Source organism: Paenibacillus tyrphae (genome assembly GCF_027925525.1).
Taxonomy (GTDB): Bacteria; Bacillota; Bacilli; order Paenibacillales; family NBRC-103111; genus Paenibacillus_G; species Paenibacillus_G tyrfis_B.
Window position 1 is genome coordinate 63,216 of the sequence record NZ_BSDJ01000036.1, and the last position, 18,676, is coordinate 81,891.

14 protein-coding genes are annotated in these 18,676 nt (G+C 53.1%); 2 read left to right on the forward strand and 12 right to left on the reverse strand.

Translation table 11 applies throughout. The annotated features are described in order from the left end of the window. Window positions 1–25: 25 nt before the first annotated feature. The 12 genes from QMG93_RS30000 to leuC all read right to left on the reverse strand — a co-directional run bounded on the left by QMG93_RS30000 (window position 26) and on the right by leuC (window position 16,389). A complete protein-coding gene (locus QMG93_RS30000; RefSeq protein ID WP_281943081.1) occupies window positions 26–2,239 on the reverse strand; it encodes a hypothetical protein in 2,214 nt (737 codons plus the stop codon). A 68-nt stretch (window positions 2,240–2,307) separates the two neighbouring features. Further along, entirely contained in the window at window positions 2,308–3,777 is a 1,470-nt protein-coding gene (locus tag QMG93_RS30005; RefSeq protein WP_281943083.1) for an ABC transporter substrate-binding protein, read from the reverse strand. Window positions 3,778–3,984: 207 nt separating this feature from the next. Then, the gene (locus QMG93_RS30010) at window positions 3,985–4,863 is read right to left on the reverse strand and encodes an ABC transporter ATP-binding protein (protein ID WP_063184202.1); all 879 of its coding nucleotides are present in this window, start codon (window positions 4,861–4,863) and stop codon (window positions 3,985–3,987) included. A 4-nt stretch (window positions 4,864–4,867) separates the two neighbouring features. Then, window positions 4,868–7,759, reverse strand: coding sequence for an ABC transporter permease (locus QMG93_RS30015; RefSeq protein WP_281943087.1), 2,892 nt, complete (start codon window positions 7,757–7,759; stop codon window positions 4,868–4,870). After that, window positions 7,759–8,862: an efflux RND transporter periplasmic adaptor subunit gene (locus tag QMG93_RS30020; RefSeq protein WP_309299693.1), complete on the reverse strand. Its 1,104-nt coding sequence runs from the start codon at window positions 8,860–8,862 to the stop codon at window positions 7,759–7,761. Before QMG93_RS30020 ends, QMG93_RS30015 begins: the two co-directional genes overlap by 1 nt. Then, a complete protein-coding gene (locus QMG93_RS30025; protein WP_281943088.1) occupies window positions 8,822–9,676 on the reverse strand; it encodes an ABC transporter ATP-binding protein in 855 nt (284 codons plus the stop codon). The genes QMG93_RS30020 and QMG93_RS30025 overlap by 41 nt, the downstream gene beginning before the upstream one ends. 307 nt (window positions 9,677–9,983) lie before the next feature. Next, on the reverse strand, window positions 9,984–10,664 hold the full coding sequence (locus tag QMG93_RS30030; RefSeq protein ID WP_281943090.1) for a DnaD domain-containing protein: 681 nt from the start codon (window positions 10,662–10,664) through the stop codon (window positions 9,984–9,986). A gap of 55 nt (window positions 10,665–10,719) precedes the next feature. Beyond that, a complete protein-coding gene (gene asnS / locus QMG93_RS30035) occupies window positions 10,720–12,018 on the reverse strand; it encodes an asparagine--tRNA ligase (RefSeq protein WP_281943091.1) in 1,299 nt (432 codons plus the stop codon). A gap of 40 nt (window positions 12,019–12,058) precedes the next feature. After that, complete coding sequence (locus tag QMG93_RS30040) at window positions 12,059–13,273, reverse strand: acetate/propionate family kinase (protein WP_281943093.1); 1,215 nt, start codon at window positions 13,271–13,273, stop codon at window positions 12,059–12,061. Beyond that, window positions 13,270–14,142 (reverse strand): 3-hydroxyacyl-CoA dehydrogenase family protein, encoded by an 873-nt coding sequence (locus tag QMG93_RS30045; RefSeq protein ID WP_281943095.1) that lies wholly within the window; start codon window positions 14,140–14,142, stop codon window positions 13,270–13,272. The genes QMG93_RS30040 and QMG93_RS30045 overlap by 4 nt, the downstream gene beginning before the upstream one ends. A gap of 187 nt (window positions 14,143–14,329) precedes the next feature. Further along, entirely contained in the window at window positions 14,330–14,935 is a 606-nt protein-coding gene (gene leuD, locus QMG93_RS30050) for a 3-isopropylmalate dehydratase small subunit (protein ID WP_281943097.1), read from the reverse strand. Between the two features lie 35 nt (window positions 14,936–14,970). Then, a complete protein-coding gene (gene leuC / locus QMG93_RS30055) occupies window positions 14,971–16,389 on the reverse strand; it encodes a 3-isopropylmalate dehydratase large subunit (protein ID WP_281943099.1) in 1,419 nt (472 codons plus the stop codon). Window positions 16,390–16,649: 260 nt separating this feature from the next. Between leuC and QMG93_RS30060 the strand changes: the two genes are divergently transcribed. Next, complete coding sequence (locus QMG93_RS30060; RefSeq protein WP_281943102.1) at window positions 16,650–17,471, forward strand: DUF2785 domain-containing protein; 822 nt, start codon at window positions 16,650–16,652, stop codon at window positions 17,469–17,471. Window positions 17,472–17,597: 126 nt separating this feature from the next. Next, entirely contained in the window at window positions 17,598–18,521 is a 924-nt protein-coding gene (locus tag QMG93_RS30065) for a LysR family transcriptional regulator (RefSeq protein ID WP_281943104.1), read from the forward strand. Window positions 18,522–18,676: the final 155 nt, after the last annotated feature.

The window sequence follows — 18,676 nt, forward strand, 5'->3', positions numbered from 1 at the left end:
ATTCAATCAAAAAAAAGTAAACATATTATTCCGTAGTAATAAACCACTCGACCTCTTTAGTAGCAATCAGCTTCTTTTGTCCTTGGAACGAATCGTAAAGGTTAAGCTTGAATTTTTTTACATAGCTAACTTCAAAAATCAGATTTTTATCGTCAGCTTGCAATTCCAAGTCCTTATGCTTTCCGATGAAGATCTTGTCCTTCGGCTCAAGCTTACCGCTGGCCGTACCTTGTTTATCAGGCGACCCGCCGTCGAAGTCTTTGAAATCAAACTCTTTGTTAAATTTAATTTTTCGGTCAGCGTCATCAAGCTCAAGAATCAGTTTGCGCCCTTCCATGTTCGTGGTCAGCATTAAATCTTTGGTAAGCTCGTAGTCCAACTTGAGCTTTACGCCTTGTTGATCGATTATGGAACGAATATTACTAAGCGAGAGCTGGTAAGGCACGAGATCTATATTTTTGAAGTCTTTCTTGACCGTAAAATCTTCTTGCGGCAGCCAGTATGCCGCAGCGTTGACATAAGCATCCGGTTTTTTATCCGCCTCGGTCAATTTGCCTTCGGTTACGGCTTCGCCGATAATCACGCTCATGCCGGAGGTCGGGAACCCTTTAGCAATATTGGTCGAAAGCAAGAGAAGCGCCTTTCCGTCCGGACTGATTTTTGATTTAACCTCAGAGATGGATGCCGGGTAATATCTGCCTTGGGCGGTCTTGAAATAGCCTACCAGCTTCGAGATGTCGGATGCTCTTGTTTCCAAATTGCCTACTTCGAGAAGAGCGGTATACGTATCGGCCGTGTCCCCCGCATATGTTGTGACGGAGCGTACCTTGTAGCTTACACTGCGGCCCACATTGGTCACTTTATACATTTCGCCGAAGTTATTATAAGGGATGTTCATCAGCTCCGAGCGGTGTACGAATTCGAGCAAATCGCTCGCTGCCGTCTGCTGATCTGTTTTGCCGTCGTTGCTGCTGCCGCTGCCCGTTTTCTCTTGCAGCACAAGCTTGACCTTGCCGAATTGCGACGTGTAAGGAATTTTCCCGATAAACTGGAATTGAGCTTCCGCATTCGGGGCCAGACCGATGACATTATCCGTCCGAACCAGTTTCGCTTCCACCTTCACGTTATCGTCCAGCTTGAAGTACCCTGTCAGATCCGGAATCGGAAGCGCTTCGGGACCTTTGTTGGAAAGCGTAAACCCTGCGGTCAAAATATCCTGATCCTCCCAAGGCAGCCTTTGGACGGTGTTCAGTTGAGCCGTGTAGGTACCCGCCTTGTTCGTGAAGCTGAAGGCTTTGCCCGTGTCCACCCCGTCCGTATCCGATACGCCCGGTAAAGCGAAGAAAGCAATCGGCAGATTCAGCTTCAAATCCTGCGCGTTCTGAACGATCACGAGCTGCCAGCCTTCCGTTGAGACGGAGACCGGGACAGAGCCCGTAAGGTCGATATCTTTGTTCGTTTGCGGATTGAGTGTCAAATCTTTTATCGCCTTGGCGTCGAGCGGATACATGTACCCTTCGCTTGTGCGAAGCAAATATTGATATCCGGGCACCGCGACGCTCTTCGAGCCTACGTTCTCCAGATTAAGGACGATGGTCGGAGTGTAATTTTTCTCGTTCTTGCTCATCAATACCTTTTTGATGGTGCCTTTGACCGGATTGCTTGCCATTTGAATCGTATGTGCTTTACTGGCCGGCGTAACGACGGTATAGTCGTCAGGAACGCTCACATCTCCGATTTTCCGAACAAAATCCGCCTCAGGCATGCTGAAGTCCCATTTGATAATTTCAAAAATAAGATCCTTCAGGTCCGTCGATTCGTTCACCGTTGCGTAAAAGCTGATGTCTTGGCTCGATTTGGCCGGAATACGATTTTTATCCTTGTCCTGCGGCAGGACGCGAACGGAAATTTGGTTGCCGCTTTTCGTCCTCAGCCGCGGCCAGTAGTCGATGAACTGCAGGTCGGTCGTCCCTCCGTTGTGGACCCCTACAGTGAATGTCACGGTTTTGTTGCCTTGCTCCGGCATCATGACCACATTTTTAAGCTCGAAATAGCTGGTCGCGTTAAGAGCTACCTGTCCGATCGCCGGAGCAGTCCCTGTCGAGACGGTCGCCGTTGTTCCCGAAGGCGGGGTCGTGCCGCCGCTCTCCGCCGCAAAGGCGGGGAGCGCCGACCCGAAGGCAAGTACGGCTGCCAGCAGAACTATGCAAGTTTTATATCGTTTGCGCTTGGAATTCATCTAGTTGTTCCTCCTTGTTGAGTTTCGCTCCGAACGTACTGCCCGCATTCTTGCTGAGAAGGGACATCTTATCCCCCCTGCATCATCGAATCAAACTGAGCATTCGGATTCTCTTTAATTTTTTGTAGCATCGCATCGCCTTCCGTTTGCCATTGCTTGAGCGCATCGCGCACTTGCAGCTTATTTTGGGCGACTTGCTGGAATTTTTGGGAGCCAAGGCGTTCCACTTCGTACAAGCCCGGTTTTTCACGATAAATCTTGTAGTCCCGGCTTGGCGCAGGAAGCAGTGTCGTGAACGCTTTGATGTTGATTTCTGCGCCCTCCTTCGGCTTGATGTACTTTTGACGCGATACCAGATTGTGGCTGCTGCTGCCTTTCAGCTTGGCCCATTCCTCGCTGTTGATAAACTTGATAAATTTCCAGGCATCCTCGGCGTTCTGGGCCTTGGCGTTAATCCCCATCAAACCGTCCAGACTGATGTTACCGCCGTATTCCGGCGCTTCTTGATGTACAGGCAGCGTAACGACATCCCAATCGAACGGGGTGAGGCCTTTGATGTTCGCCGCATTTTTCATGACGTTCGTGTACTGGCCAATTTGATAGTAGCTGATGACAGACATCGCTACACGGCCGGATATGAAATCGTCGTCCATGAACGGGTTGTAGTCTTCATTAGTCCCAGGGTTGCGCCGTTTGGAGAAATCAATCGGCTCAGGCAAAATTTTCTCGGTCTTTAGCTGCAACATCATTTTCCATACTTTTTCCCATTGATCGGAATCGACAGTCATCTTCTCGCCTTTATCGTCGAAGGTCTTTAGGTCAAGCGGCGCCGTATACATATTTGTCGCGTAGTAAATGTCATCACCCATATTGTGCGTTGAGAACGAGAAGCCGTACTTACGGTTTTCCCCTTCCCCTTTCGCCAATCTGCGGGCCAGATCGAACATTTGATCCCACGTCATCTTGTCGGTCGGGTACGGAACTCCGGCTTCATCGAACAATTTTTTGTTATAAATGAGCGCGGAAGAATAGAAGGTCGGCGCCAGCGCATAAATTTTGCCGTCGCCCGCCTTTTTAATGCCCTCGATGACCGCAGGAACGATATCGGACGTATCGAATTTGTCCTTCGCGATGTCCTGGTCAAGCTGCTTCAGCATATTGTTGCTGATCAGCTCCGGCAGTTGATCGTAACCAACCATCACGACATCGGGCGGACTGTCACCCGTCATGACTTCCTTTAGCTTATCCATCGGATCTTTCGGCTTTTCCTTCGGATCCGGGCGGCCTCCATACATGTAACGGTCATCCGATGTCGAGATGAATTCCAGCTTGATGTTCGGATTCGCAAATTCGAACAATTCGGTGAACTGCTGCCGGAAATACTCGTTGTCGCCGCCATATCCCATGCTGGTTGCGATCCGAAGTACTTTCTCAGTTTTGCTGTCCCCGCTGCTGGATTTCGTGCAGGCAACCAGTGTCGGCGCCATCAAGCCGACGCAGAGCGATACTGCCACCGTCTTCTTAACATATTTTTGCATTCTCAAGATCCCTCCGGATTAGTTTCTATGTATGAAATCAAGGAAGTATTTAACAAAAGACTAATGATCGAAAGACGCATTCGGGTTGTCTTTCATCTTCAGGAGCAAGGCATCCCCCTCGCTTTGCCATTGCTTCAGCGCCTCGCGAACCTGAAGGTTATTCACACTGACGTCTTGAAATTTGCGGTAGCCGATCGTTCTTACGTGCTAATCCAGCGACTTCGGCGTACGTATAATGATTTTCTCACCGTCGAATTCCATCGATGCCTTTCCTTCGATCCCGAGCGCCTGCAAATACGCCCTCGGAATTTGAAGCCGTCCCGCCCTGTCGAGCACGACATATTCTTCATGGACATCGTGAATCGATCCGTGCGATGCCGCCGTCTCGCCTTCGGCGTCCAGGTTCGGGTTGCGTTTGACGAATTCGGTGCTCGTCATCCCGTCGCGAATGGCGACCACGCGGTCCACTTTGCCAGCAAGCGCCATATCGTGGGTTACGATAACGATGGTCACGCCAAGCTCGGAATTCAGATGCCGGAAAATGTCCATGATCATATCCGACGTCCGCGTATCAACGGAACCGGTCGGTTCGTCGGCTAACAGCAAGGACGGGCGATTCGCGAGCGCAATGGCAATCGCCACCCGCTGCTGCTCACCGCCGGAGAGCTGCTGCAGCTTGTTGTTGAGCCGCTCTTTGAGGCCGACCCACTCCAGCAGCTGCTTCGCATAGGCGCGGTCGTACTGTCCGCTGAGCATCATCGGCATTTCCACATTCTCAAGCGCTGTCAAGTAAGGAACGAGGTTGCGCGCATTGTTCTGCCAGATGAAGCCGACGGTTTTGCGCTTATACTGCACCAGCTCGTCGTCCGTTATTTTCAACAGGTTCCATTCGCCCACGCGCACCTGGCCGGCGGAGGGGCGGTCCAGCCCCCCCAGAATATTCAATAACGTCGACTTGCCGCTGCCGCTGTTTCCGATGATCGCCATCATTTCCCCTTGGGCGACGGAAATGTTCAGCCCATGAAGCGCAACGACCTCGATATCGTCGGTCTTGTATATTTTGACGAGTCCGTCGCAATGAATCACTGCATCATTTCTCCTCTCCCAGCTTCACGGCCTGGTGTACGCGCAGCCTTCTGATGTGAAGGAACAACAACCCGGCACCGGTCAGCATCATAACGGCTATGACGACATACAGCTGATCGGTATCTCTCGCATCGAATATAACGCGGAACGGAGGCACCTGCGTCTTAACGTTCTCCGCGGTTTGCAGGAACGGCAGGAACAAGTAGCTCGTCAGTTTGCCGATACCGAGACCGAGTCCAATGGCCAAGCCGGCTGTAAATAGCTGCTCAAGCAGCAGCATGCCCGTAAGCTGTCGTCGTGACAACCCCATGGCGCGCAGCACACCGAACTGAACGACCCGGCTGGACAAGTTGAAAAACCAGTACAAAATGTAGCCGATCAACGAGACAAGAACGGATACGAGAAAGCCGAGGCTCAAGATGCCGAACACGCCGCCGCGCGCCGGGTGCTTTTTCTGCGTGATCAGTTCGTTTCGGACGTCTTTGACGCTCGCAATACCGATATTTTTGGCTTTGAGCGCTTCAATGACCGGCGCCACCTTGGCTCCGTCTTTCATTTTCATCCATACATCGTAAGGTACGACAGGCGCTTGATCGTACACATAGTCGAGGTTGGCGATAAAAAACGGCGTCTGATCCGGATACTGGCTCGGCCAGTAAGGCACGGTAGCTACCACGACAAACTCGACCGGCTGGCTGGAAACCGAAATGCTGATCAAATCCCCCGACTTGATATGATGTTTTTCGGCAAAAGAGGTCGGAATGATGACCGCCTGCTCGTATTGCCCCAACAAATTCAAATAGTTGTAAGGATGCGTTTTGTACAAGTCTTTGCGGAACCAGGCCACCTTGGCGAAATCGGCGTTATCGATGCCCATCAGCATGCCTTGTCCGAGTGACTTGCCGGAAACGACCACGTTCCCCTTCGATTGCAGTACGCGGGCTGCGTGCTCGACGCCTTCCAGCTCCCGAAACACTTGGAACGGAGGCTCAATGAAACGCAGCTTCGGCGGCGGGCCTTCCCCCGGGCCTCCCGGCTGACCGCCGCCTCCCTGACCCGGGTTCTTTCCTCCGCCTTGCCCCTGTCCTTGACCTTGCCCGCCCTTGTTTGGGTTGGACGTTGACGGCAGATCGTCGGATACGGAAGTCCATTCCGCTCTCATGGTAACATCGGTGCCGTAGGCGTAAAGCACCCGCTCCGTCGAGTTCAAATCGATCGTCCGAGCCGCCGAAGCGTTGTAAATGCCGAGCCCAAGTGTCAAAATGAGCAGCAGCATAAGCGGATAGTACGCCGTAGACGAACGTGAGAGTTGGGTCAGCGTCAGGTAGACGGGAACCGGCAGCAGCCTTTTGCCCAGCCAGTTGCCGAAGCGGAGAAGCCACGGGAAAATGCGCAGGAAAAACAGTCCAAGCGCAATGATCGATAATGCCGGAATAAAAAACAGCAGCGGGTTCACGCTCAACTGATCGGTCGTAAGCCCAGTCCGGCTGAATAAATCCTGGCGGTCGTGGAACAGGTAATACCCGTAGCCCACCAGACCGATCAGCACCACATCCAAAAACCAGCGCTGCCAAAACGGTTTTCGATCCGATCTGGCCAGCTTCTGCTTATAGCTGACGATGGAGGCTTTAGCGTAGACAATGGCCGGAATGACGCTGGCCATCAGCGCAATTACGACTGCAGCCACGCCGTACAACAGCGCTTCGGTCGACACCCCGACAGGTACCGCCTTGCGGTCCACGAACGTCAGGAACCCGCTGGACGAACCTATGCTCTTCGCCATAAACCAGCCGAGCAGCGGGCCGATGATCATTGCAACCGCGCCGAGCAGCAGTCCTTCAAGCAAATAAATCCAGATGATTTGATTCGTGCTGCCGCCACGGCTGCGAATCACCGCAATGACGGTGCGCTGGCGGTCGAGCGATTGCCTGGCATTCATGACGATATAATAGAACACCATAGCGATCATCGGCGCCGCCAATGTAAAGAGCAGCATTTGCAGCTGCAAGCTCTGCACCTTAAATTCCTGCAGCAGCGGAATAAACGAAATATCCACCCTTGTGTTTTTGAGCTTTTGGAACAAAATGATATCCAAGCGTTCCAGCTTCGACTGGAGCGAGGACAGCTGGCTCGTCTTGATTTCCCGCAAATCAAATGCATAATACCAATTGGCCAAGCTAAGCGGGATTTTTTTGCTCTTCAGCACATAATCGTTAAAACCGGCTTCGCTCATAAAAAAGGACGTAAGCAGGCCTTCCATGCCTTGATACCAATATTGATCGGTGTCATTCTTCGGCTTAAACGTTCCTGTCACTTTCACTTTGAGCGGGGCAATGCCGTTTCCGCCGCTGATCGGATACGTAAAGACATCGCCGATATGAAGATCGTTGCGGAACATCGCTTCCTCGTGAATAACGGCTTCAATGATTCCGCCCTGCGGCTGTTCGGAGAACCACTGCCCCTGCGTCAGCTCAACTTGATCCTTCAAGCCGTTCTGAGCCATCAGCGTCATCTGCCGGCGCTTGCTCGGATCGACCTTGCCCGTATCCTCGGGCGTAATCTGCGAGCCGCGAATCGAGTACGTCCGCACGTAAGCATCATACGGAAACGCGATGTCTTTGGGCAAATCTTCCTTTATGTATTGGTCGACGTCGCTTAGCGCACTCAGATCGGCTTTTTCGTTGCCGGACGCTTGAAATCGGATCATGACGGCGCCGGCGGAAAGCCCGTTGTTCTTCTCCTCCAGCGATTTCGACACGACGCGCTTGAGCGAGCCGTCAGAATACATCGGGATGCTCGTCGTAAAAGCGACGGCCATAATGAGGCCGGCGAGCGTGCTGAGCGTCAGCCAGCGCGTGTTCCACATTTTACGGAATAAAAACCGGAGCATCGCCATTAGCGTCCCACTACTTTCTGCCCTGCCGTGAGACCTTTCACAATCTCTACAGCCGTCGACGTCTGCAGTCCGATTTCGACGTCCACTTCGCGCTTGTTGCCTTTATCGTCCACAACCTGCACGTAATTGCGGCCTGCATACGAACGGAGAGCGGCAGGCGGAACCGTTATGGCATTCTCCTTACGCTGGGTAATAATTTTCACTCCGAGCGGCGTTCCGTGGGAAAGTCCTTCCGGAAATTGGTCCAGTTGGATCAGCAAGTAGTTTTCGATCGAATCCGGCTTTTTCTGCTGGCCTCCGCCCGGGAACCCGCCGTCGCCATTGCCATTGTTTCCGGCCTTCGGACTCGGAAGCTTCGATACTTTGCCTTTGACCTTGCCTACACCGTTGATGTCCGCTTCAGCCTCCATGCCAACGGCGACTTTCGACAAGCTATCCGCGCTAATGGTTGCAGCCACCGTAAGCTGGGACAGATCCGCGATCGTGGCGACCGCATCGTAAGCCTTGGCCGAATCCCCTTTTTTCATGTAAACGGAAATAATCGTGCCTGCATAAGGAGCCGTCAGCTTGGCGCCGGCAATCGTTTTTTCAAGCGTGGTGACTTCTTCCTTTTTCAATTCAAATTCGATTTTGTCCCGCTCCAGCTGCTCGGGGCCTGTCTCGTCGGCTTTGCGCAGCTTTTCGATCATACTCAATTCATCCTGGCGCGTCTGCAGCCGCTTCTGCCGCAATTTGTTTTCCTGCTCCGTGACATCGAGCTCGGCGATCACTTGCCCCTGCTCAACCTTGTCTCCGGTTTTGACCGGAAGGGATTTGATCCTCCGGTTAGCATCATCCGTAAAGTATAAATCTTCTTCTACGGTCGACATCAGCTTCCCGGAGAGAGGAACGTCGAACACCAGCGTCTCGGTTTTAACCGTATACTCCGGTTTTTTGGACAGCTGGGGCGGGGTAATGGCCGGCAGCGCTTCCTCCTCGTCCTCCTTTGGCAGCAGCGAGCATCCGGACGACAACGCGAGGGATGCGGCGATGCATACGAGCAGCAACGGGCGACCCGATTTTTTAACTACTGATAAATTTTCCATCCACCATTTCGAATACACGGTCGGCAACCTCCATTATTGTCGGATCATGCGTTGTCATGCAAATCGTCATGCGTTCGGTATGGATAATGTCCCGGAATACCGCCATGACTTGCGCACCCATTTGCGAATCGAGCTCCGCCGTCGGCTCGTCGGCAAGCAGCAGACTGGGCTTGTGCGCGATGGCTTTGGCAATAGCGACACGCTGCTGCTCCCCGCCCGACAGCTCGAACGGACGATGGTGCATCCGCTTGCTGAGGCCCACCAGCTCCAAGCAATGGGTGATGCGGGACTTCCATTCCGATCGGGGAACTTTCGCCATGCGCAGTGACAATTCCACATTTTCCCAGGCAGACAAAAGAGGCATTAAAGCAAACGATTGAAAAATAAAACCAATCTCTTTTCTTCTTATGTACGTCCGCTGATCGTCACTGCATTCATGGAACGGGTATTCCTTGAACATGATTTGTCCCCGGTTCGGCTGGTCCAGACCGCCGATCATGTTAAGCAGGGTCGTTTTCCCCGAGCCGGACCGGCCTTTCAGCATAACGAGCTGCATCGGATATAGCTCCATATTGATTCCCTTAAGCACATGAAGCTGCTGTCCTCCGACAGGAAATGAACGCTCCACTCCCGTTACGGTAAGGAGCGGGATACTCGTGTCAATGGGTGGTCTGGTATCGACCAATACACTCGCGCCATCGCTTGCCGCAGCAGCTTCCCCGTCAGCAGAAGCTTCCGGCGCCGCGGTTTCGATCCCCTGCGGAGCGGCTGACACGGCGGCTGCCGCTTCATTCTGCGCTTCGTTCTTAGGTTTGCGCAGCCATTGGAACATGTGGCCCCTCCTTCTAACCGTTCTATAAATCTGTAAAATCATGTCACACCTAATATAATAGACGCCACGAAACACAAAAAAGTTACAAAAAAACTACAGTTTTTTAAAATGTTTTTCACGTTTTTCGACTGACTAAGCAGTTCTGGTACTATAGTCAGGGCCCAAAAGTTGAAGGAAGCAGCAAGCTTGTTCGCAACACCCTTGGCACAGATCGCTTGCTCAGATTCCCCCCAGCGCAGTAAGCCGTCCAATAACGCAAAACAGCCCTGCACGCAGTTTTCTGCGTGCAGGGCCATTTCGTTCCTGCTTACCGGGAACGGAATTTCTGCGAGTGCTCCTTCGCTTGCTCAACGGTCGTAATCCGATTGCGCTGCCACTCCAACAAGATCCGGTCGATGTACCGGAAATGCAGCTTGCCGGCAAACACCGCTTCCTTAAGACCGGCGAGGATGAGCTCCTCGGGATAGCCATCTTTGTCGATCCACCCGGATATCGATTCCAGTTCCATCGGAGTGAGCGGGCGGCCAAATTCGTTTTCGAAAATCGAAAAAATATCTTTCCGCTCCGCTTTGCTTGTCCGCTCGGTCTGTTTCCTGGCCGCCAGCTCCGCCCGATGCTCTTCGATGCGGCACTCCGCGAGCCGCTCCAGCAGCGGTTGCAAGTTATAAACTTCGCTGTGGACTCCCGTAACGGGATCTTCGATCTCGTCGATCCGCAGCAGCTGCTCCCGGATCAGCTTTTGCAGCACAGCAATCACTTTCTCCTGCGGCAGCGACATGCGGGCTTGAAGCTCTTCCAATGTCGGAAAGTCTTTGTTTTCCTTTTGCTTAAAAGCCATGACATGAAGAATCAGCATCACGTCCGGCTCCAGCAGCCCAAGCTGCTTGTAATATTTGAACAGCCAGTAGGGAACGTCGACGTTCCCGTCCTGCCAGCCCGCGAGCAGCACGGACGGCAGCTCTTTCGCGTCGTAATCGCTACGTCTCATGTCTAACCTACTTTCCACTTACAGACTCGCGAGAGACGACTTCCGCATGCAGACCTTACGGGTACAAGCGGTACAGCAGCCGCGGGAACGGAATCGTCTCGCGAACGTGATCGAGCCCGCAGATCCAAGCGACCGTGCGCTCAAGCCCCAAGCCGAAGCCCGAGTGCGGCACGGAGCCGTATTTTCGCAGGTCGAGGTACCACTGGTACGCTTCTTTCGACAGCTCATGCTGCTGGAAGCGTTCTTCCATCAGCTCCGGATCGTCGATCCGCTGGCTGCCTCCGATAATTTCCCCGTAGCCTTCCGGAGCGATCATGTCCGCGCAAAGCACGACTTCCGGACGGTTCGGGTCCGGCTTCATATAGAAGGCCTTGATCTCCGTCGGATAATGCGTGATGAATACCGGCTTCTCATATTTCTCGGCAATGGCAGTCTCGTGAGGCGCACCGAAGTCCTCGCCCCATTCGAATTCGTGACCGTTCTCTTGAAGGAATTTTACCGCTTCGTCGTACGTAATGCGCGGGAACGGCCCCACGACCTTCTCCAGCTTCGTCGTGTCGCGCTCAAGCGTCTCAAGCTCCTTGCGGCAGTTCTGCAGCACCGACTGCACGATGTGCGAGACAAACTGCTCCTGCACTTGAAGGTTCTCTTCGTGCGTAACGAACGCCATCTCCGGTTCGATCATCCAGAACTCGATCAAATGCCGGCGCGTCTTCGATTTCTCCGCCCGGAAAGTCGGACCGAACGAATATACCCGCCCCAGCGCCATTGCCGCGGCTTCCATATACAGCTGGCCGCTCTGCGTCAAGTAAGCGTCCTCGTCGAAATATTTCGTATGGAACAAATTCGTCGTTCCTTCGCAGGACGATGGAGTCAAAATTGGCGGATCGACCAAATGGAAGTTGCGCTCGTCAAAAAATTGCTGAATCGCCCGAATAATTTGCGCCCGGATGACTAGAATCGCCCGCTGACGCGGCGAACGGATCCACAGATGGCGGTGATCCATCAGAAAATCGACTCCGTGCTCCTTTGGCGTGATCGGATAATCGTTAGTGACTTGAATAATTTCGACGCCGGTTACCGTAAGCTCGAAGCCGCCTTTGCTACGCGTATCCTCGCGCACCGTTCCGGTGACGTAGAGCGAGCTCTCTTGCGTCAGCTTGCCCGTATCTTCCCATACCTGCTCCGGCACTTCGCTCTTAACGACGACGCCCTGTATAAAACCGGAGCCGTCCCGCAGTTGCAGGAAACGGATCTTGCCGCTGGAACGGATGTTATGCAGCCAGCAGCCGATCGTCACCGATTCGTCTGTATGTTTATTCACATCCCCGATCATACACAGGTTACGGTTCATGAACATTCCTCCGCCTACTTATAAAATTGACCATCGTTCACTAGTTTACATCATTTCGGTCCAAAATCAACCTGTACGTATCCCGGGCGATAACAAGCTCCTCATTGGTCGGGATGACAAGCACCTGTACCCGGGAGCCCGGCGTCGTGATGGCGCGTTCATCGGACCCGCGCCGGTCGTTCGCCGCTTCGTCCAGCTCCAGGCCGAGAAAGCTGAGATTGCGGCACACTGCGGCCCGCAGCGAAGCGGAGTTTTCCCCGACTCCCGCCGTGAAGACGATGGCGTCCAACCCGTTCATCGCAGCCGCATAAGCGCCGATGTATTTGCGCAGCCGGTACTCGTACATGTCGAACGCGAGTGCCGCATTACGGTCTCCCGTCTGCCTTGCTTCGTCAATCTCCCGCATGTCGCTGCCGATGCCCGAGATGGCAAGCAGTCCGCTGTGCTTGTTCAGCATCGAGTTCACTTCGCTGAGTGTCAGATCCTCCTTGCCCATCGTAAACGGGACGATGGCCGGGTCGATATCCCCGCTCCGCGTTCCCATCATGAGCCCTTCCAGCGGCGTCATCCCCATGCTCGTATCGTACGACCGCCCATCCATCACCGCGGTGCAGCTCGCCCCGTTTCCGATGTGGCAGGTGACCAGCTTCAGCTCGCGAAGCGGCCGTCCGAGGAATGCCGCAGCGCGCTCGCTCACATAAGCGTGCGAGGTGCCGTGGAATCCGTAGCGACGAATTTTATGCTTCTTATAGAGCACCATCGGGATCGGGTACAAATACGTCACCGGCGGCATCGTTTGGTGAAACGCCGTGTCGAACACGACGGCCTGCGGCACGTTCGGCATATTCGCTTCGACCGCCTGAATCCCGAGCATATGGGCAGGATTGTGCAGCGGAGCCAGATCGAACAGCCGCTTGATCTCCTGTTTTACCTCTTCGTTGACCAGCGCGGAATTGGAAAACGATTCGCCTCCGTGCACGACCCGGTGGCCCACCGCGTCGATTCGCTGCGCCGATTCGAGCACTCCGTGAACCGGATGCACCAGCATGTCCAGCACCTTGCGGATCGCAGTCGTGTGCTCCAAAATTTCACTGACTTCGCGCACGTCCTGCTTACCTTCCGGCTCGTACGTCAAGATCGCGGATTCCATTCCGATCCGCTCCACCTTCCCTTTAGCCAGCACGGATTCGTCCTCCATCTCGTAGAGCTGAAACTTAAGAGAGGAGCTGCCTGCATTAATGACGAGTACGATCATATGCGGTCACCGTCCTTATCGTAGCGGAAAAAGCCTTGTCCCGTCTTCGTGCCGAGATGACCGGCCCTTACCATCTGCTTCAACAGCACCGCCGGCCGATACTTCACATCGCCGAATTCACGGAACATACGTTCCATTGCGGCCAATATCGAATCCAAGCCGAAGCGGTCTGCCATCTCCAGCGGCCCATAATGAAAATCATAGCCGATTCGCATCGCATTATCAATATCGTCGGCGCTCGCCACTCTCTCCGACAACGCGTGCATCGCTTCGTTGATCAGCACGCAGATCAGCCGCGTCGTGACAAAGCCCGGCGATTCATACACCTGAATGCCGCGTTTTTGAATCGTTTCTTCGACGAATTTCCGGGTTGTCTGGAAGACATCCTCTCCCGTCTGCAGCGCCCGAATGATTTCCACCAAATGAATTTTCGATACCGGATATAAAAAATGAAGGCCGATGACGCGCTCCGGATATTGCGTCTCCGCTGCCAATTCCGTCAAGCTGAGCGTAGACGTGTTGCTGGCGAGGATGGTCGACGGCGGGCATACCTCGTCAAGCTGGCGGAACACTTCTTTTTTTATCTCCAGATCTTCCGAAACGGTTTCGATGACCATGTCGCATTCGGCCAACCGGTGAATATACGTTTCTTTCACGATGCGCGAAAGAATCAATTTTTTCTCAACGGGAGTGATCGCCCACTTCTCCAGCTGCTTGTCCAAGCTGATCTCGATTTGCTCCCAGGCCTGTTCCAGCCTTTCAGGCGTCCGTTCGATCAGCATGACTTCCAACCCTTTGGCTGCCAACATTTCGGCAATACCTTGACCCATTGTTCCGGCGCCCACGACGCCGATTCTAGCAAAACTCATTTCTGTCACCCTCCCATCATGCTTCCAGTGATATTATACACAACGCTTTCGGCGTTTGAAAAAACATAGATCACACTTTTCACGGAAATTGTCTAAAGTTTTTGAACATTGTATGATAAAATGCGGCCGGATCAAAAAAAAGCCCGACCTTACTCTTTTTCGAGAGTCGGGCCGGGCTATTCGTCGCTTATTTGTACGCGAGACGCGCTTTGTGCGCCGCTTCGTATGCCGCGATTTTGTCTTCATGCTGCAGCGTCAAACCGATATCGTCGAGACCGAGCAGCAGGAATTGACGGCGGTGCTCATCCAGATCGAAATCGATGCTGAGGCCTTGATCGTCGGTGATCTTTTTGTTCTCCAGATCGACGGTCAACTTGTAGCCTTCTTTCGCTGCGGTGCGCTGGAACAGCTCCTCGACCTGCTCTTCGCTCAGCTTGATCGGCAGGATGCCGTTCTTGAAGCAGTTGTTGTAGAAAATGTCGGCGAACGACGGCGCGATCACGACTTTGAACCCGTAGTCCTGAATGGCCCAAGGGGCATGCTCCCGGGAGGAGCCGCAGCCGAAGTTGGCGCGGGAAATCAGAACGGAAGCGCCTTGATAGCGCGGCAGATTCAGGCTGAACTCCGGAATCGTGTTCCCATTCAGGTCAAAACGCCACTCGTAGAACAAAAATTGGCCGAAGCCGGAACGCTCGATTCGTTTCAAAAATTGTTTAGGGATAATGGCGTCCGTGTCCACGTTCACGCGGTCCACCGGACCGACCAGGCCGGTATGCTGTTTAAAAGCTTCCATGTCGGTTAACTCCTCGCTTCGATAAAATGATCTTCTTAAGCTTCCTGCTTCACTTTGAAATTCCAATCGCGCACGTCGGTGAAACGGCCTTCGATCGCTGCCGCAGCTGCCATCGCCGGAGACACGAGATGCGTACGTCCGTCACGTCCTTGACGGCCTTCAAAGTTCCGGTTCGACGTCGAAGCGCAGCGTTGGCCCGGCTTCAGCACGTCCGGGTTCATCGCCAGACACATGCTGCAACCGGCATCGCGCCATTCAAAGCCCGCTTCGATGAAAATTTTATCGAGGCCTTCTTTTTCCGCTTGGATTTTTACCCGGCCCGAGCCCGGCACGACGATCGCCGTCACGTTCGGAGATACTTTGTAGCCTTGAGCCACGGCAGCTGCCGCGCGCAGGTCCTCGATCCGTCCGTTCGTACAGGAACCGATAAATACGTAATCGATCGTAACGTCCGTCATCGGCGTTCCTGGCGTCAAGCCCATGTACTCGATCGCTTTTTCCGCCGCTTTGCGCTCGTTCTCCGTGCTGAAATCCGCCGGATTCGGCACGCGGGACGTCACGTCGGTACCCATGCCCGGGCTGGTACCCCAGGTGACTTGCGGAATCAGGCTGTCCGCGTCGAAATCGACCACGCGATCGTACACCGCTCCCTCATCCGTAGTCAGCTGCTTCCACGCCGCTACCGCTTGCTCGAACGCCTCGCCTTGCGGCACATATTCGCGTCCGCGAAGGTAATCGAACGTCGTTTGGTCCGGAGCGATCAAGCCTGCTCTTGCACCCGCTTCGATCGACATGTTGCACACGGTCATGCGCTCTTCCATGGATAAGCCGCGAATCGATTCGCCCGTATACTCGATTACATAGCCGGTTGCAAAATCCGTGCCGTATTTCGCAATGACGCCGAGAATCAAGTCCTTCGCCGTGACGCCCGGCTTCAGCTTGCCGTTGATGCGCACTTCCAGCGTTTTCGGCTTCGCTTGCTGCAAGCACTGCGTCGCAAGCACGTGCTCCACTTCGCTCGTTCCGATCCCGAACGCCAAAGCTCCGAACGCCCCGTGCGTAGACGTGTGGCTGTCGCCGCAGACGATCGTTTTGCCGGGATGCGTCAAACCGAGCTCCGGTCCCATAACGTGGACAACCCCTTGGTCGATGCTGTCCAGGTCAAACAGGGTAACGCCGAAATCCGCACAGTTTTTGGAGAGCGTGTCGATCTGCTGCTTGGAAATCGGATCGGTGATATTGAAACGATCCTTGGTCGGTACGTTGTGATCCATCGTTGCGAACGTCAAGTCCGGACGACGAACCTTGCGGCCGCTTAGGCGAAGGCCTTCGAACGCTTGCGGCGAAGTCACTTCATGGACCAGTTGAAGGTCGATATAAATGATGCTCGGCTTGCCCGGCTCCGAATGAATGACGTGATTGTCCCAAATTTTTTCGAACATTGTTTTTGCCATCGGTTCCACCTCGGTATCTGAATGATGCTCCTAATGACACCTATCGTATCACGTCCATCTTCATTGATCCAAGATATAATATCTATAGCCTTCATAGGTATTAATTATGAAACAAGACCGAAGTATAGGATCCCGACTGGTTTGCGCAGCTTCTTTCCACTTCAGGAAAAAGACTGTTCTTATTTTCCCTATAATGTTACTATTATCCATAATCAAATCCCTTCGCATCGATATGACAGCGACCGAAATGAGGATAGATCGTGCAAACCCGAGACTCTTTAAAACTTCTGCTTCTGCAGATCAGACAAGAGCAATACAAAGTACCTACTGGAATGTCCGCCTTTGAATTAGCTTTAGAAATGATGAATCACGTCGGAGACATTGATGCTGAACTTCGCGATAAACTGATTTATTCCACGCTAAGCAGATGGTCAAAAAACAATGAATTTACATTCGAGCAACTCCGCTGTCTATTGCGGTTCAGTCTTGACGAGCGGCATCTTTTTTGGGGGATCGGCGAAGTAGAAACAGATACCGTCTTCACCCGCTCCTTCTCTGTTTTATTGGTCCCTTTAGCCGTTCAAGTCCACAATCGATCAAGCTTTTTAATAGAAAACGAAATTCATTGTATTAAGAGAACTTTGATGCAATATATAGAACTTGAGCAAGATTTAAGAGGGTTTGTCTCTGGTAAGGGATGGGCTCATGCTATTGCACATGCTGCCGACGCCTTGGCCGCTATTGCGGACTCGCCTTTTTTAAAGCCCGATGACCTTCTCGACATCCTCCATATTATCAAGAAGAAGATTTGCATTGGCAGGCATGCTTTTATTTATAATGAAGACGAGCGGCTGGTTACGGTTGTAACAACAATTCTCCGTCGAGGACTTCTTGAGGATCATATATCGATGGAATGGATATCCGGCCTAGGTGTAATAAAGAATTCGGGAATTTTACCCGATGATGATATCTTAAGGGCAAATACAAAGTGCTTTTTAAGAAGTTTATATTTCAGATTGATGGCTCAAAAAGACCTCGGTAGGTTTAAGGACACAGTAATCGAATCTTTAAAATTATTATAGTGCGACTTATATTTAAAATTTGAACGCTCCTTGAATAAGTATTCGGAGGCTCTTTCATTCTTATAATAAATACGTTACGATTAACGTAGCATTGATAGGTATTCTTTATAAAAGGAGCCGAGCCGCATGGAACTGCGCCAGCTGCAATACGCTTTGCAAATTGCCATCGAAAAGAACTTTTCCCGCGCAGCCGAAAAGCTGCATATCGCCCAGCCGTCGCTCAGCCAGCAGCTTTCCAAGCTGGAGAAGGAGCTCGGCGTACTTTTGTTTCAACGGACGACCAACTCGGTGGAGGTCACCTATGCCGGTACCCGCTTTGTAGAAAAAGCGCAAAAAATTCTCGACATGGTCGAGCAGTTAAAACAAGAAATGGAAGACATCTCCCAAATGCGCAAAGGCAAGCTTGTCGTGGGCAGCCTCCCGATTACGGGCGCACACGTGCTGCCCCTTGTCCTGCCCGTCTTCCAGGAGCGCTACCCGGAAATCGACATCGTGCTTGTCGAAGAGACGACCTCGAACCTCGAACAATTGACGGCGAGCGGGCAAGCCGACATTAGCCTGCTTTCCCTGCCCCTGATCGACGACTCGCTCGACTACGAGCCGGTCATTGAGGAAGAGATCGTACTGGCCGTCCCGCCGCAGCATCCGCTGGCCGCGCGCCTGACCAAGGGAGGAGACAAAACGGTCAATATTTCGGAACTGCAGGAGGAGCCGTTCATCGCGCTGAAAAGAGGCCAGGGCTTCCGTCAAATCGCGATCGCATTGTGCAACGACGCCGGATTTACGCCGAATATCGTGTTCGAGAGCAGCAATATCGAGACGGTCCAGTCGCTCGTCGCGGCAGGGATGGGTATTGCCTTCATCCCTCATATGCTGCTTAGGGGATGGAACGAGCTGGCGCCCGCTTACCTGCGGCTGACCAACCGGCCGACCCGTACCCTCGTCATCGCCCACCGCAAGGGGCGTTATTTATCGAAGGCGGTCGCCGCGTTCATGGAGACGTTCCGCCAGGTGATGGAAGCCGAACGCGCAAAAAGCCGGCCGGAATGATCCGAGCCGGTGAGCTTGTTGAGAAAGTGGTCAAACGGGATTATAGAGGTTACGATGGGGTGAGGTATCCACTTCCGACCGCTGTTGTCCTCGGGAAATTTTGATTGGAAGCCGCTTAGCAGCGGACATTTCCCGAAGACAAAGGCGGCCGCTAT

Excerpts from the sequence above, each read along its gene's own strand:
- QMG93_RS30065 (WP_281943104.1), top strand. The coding sequence starts at position 17,598 with ATGGAACTGCGCCAGCTGCAATACGCTTTGCAAATTGCCATCGAAAAG.
- QMG93_RS30025 (WP_281943088.1), bottom strand. The coding sequence starts at position 9,676 with ATGTTCCAATGGCTGCGCAAACCTAAGAACGAAGCGCAGAATGAAGCG.
- QMG93_RS30000 (WP_281943081.1), bottom strand. The coding sequence starts at position 2,239 with ATGAATTCCAAGCGCAAACGATATAAAACTTGCATAGTTCTGCTGGCA.
- asnS (WP_281943091.1), bottom strand. The coding sequence starts at position 12,018 with ATGAACCGTAACCTGTGTATGATCGGGGATGTGAATAAACATACAGAC.
- QMG93_RS30005 (WP_281943083.1), bottom strand. The coding sequence starts at position 3,777 with ATGCAAAAATATGTTAAGAAGACGGTGGCAGTATCGCTCTGCGTCGGC.
- leuC (WP_281943099.1), bottom strand. The coding sequence starts at position 16,389 with ATGGCAAAAACAATGTTCGAAAAAATTTGGGACAATCACGTCATTCAT.
- QMG93_RS30015 (WP_281943087.1), bottom strand. The coding sequence starts at position 7,759 with ATGGCGATGCTCCGGTTTTTATTCCGTAAAATGTGGAACACGCGCTGG.
- QMG93_RS30045 (WP_281943095.1), bottom strand. The coding sequence starts at position 14,142 with ATGAGTTTTGCTAGAATCGGCGTCGTGGGCGCCGGAACAATGGGTCAA.
- leuD (WP_281943097.1), bottom strand. The coding sequence starts at position 14,935 with ATGGAAGCTTTTAAACAGCATACCGGCCTGGTCGGTCCGGTGGACCGC.
- QMG93_RS30040 (WP_281943093.1), bottom strand. The coding sequence starts at position 13,273 with ATGATCGTACTCGTCATTAATGCAGGCAGCTCCTCTCTTAAGTTTCAG.
- QMG93_RS30030 (WP_281943090.1), bottom strand. The coding sequence starts at position 10,664 with ATGAGACGTAGCGATTACGACGCGAAAGAGCTGCCGTCCGTGCTGCTC.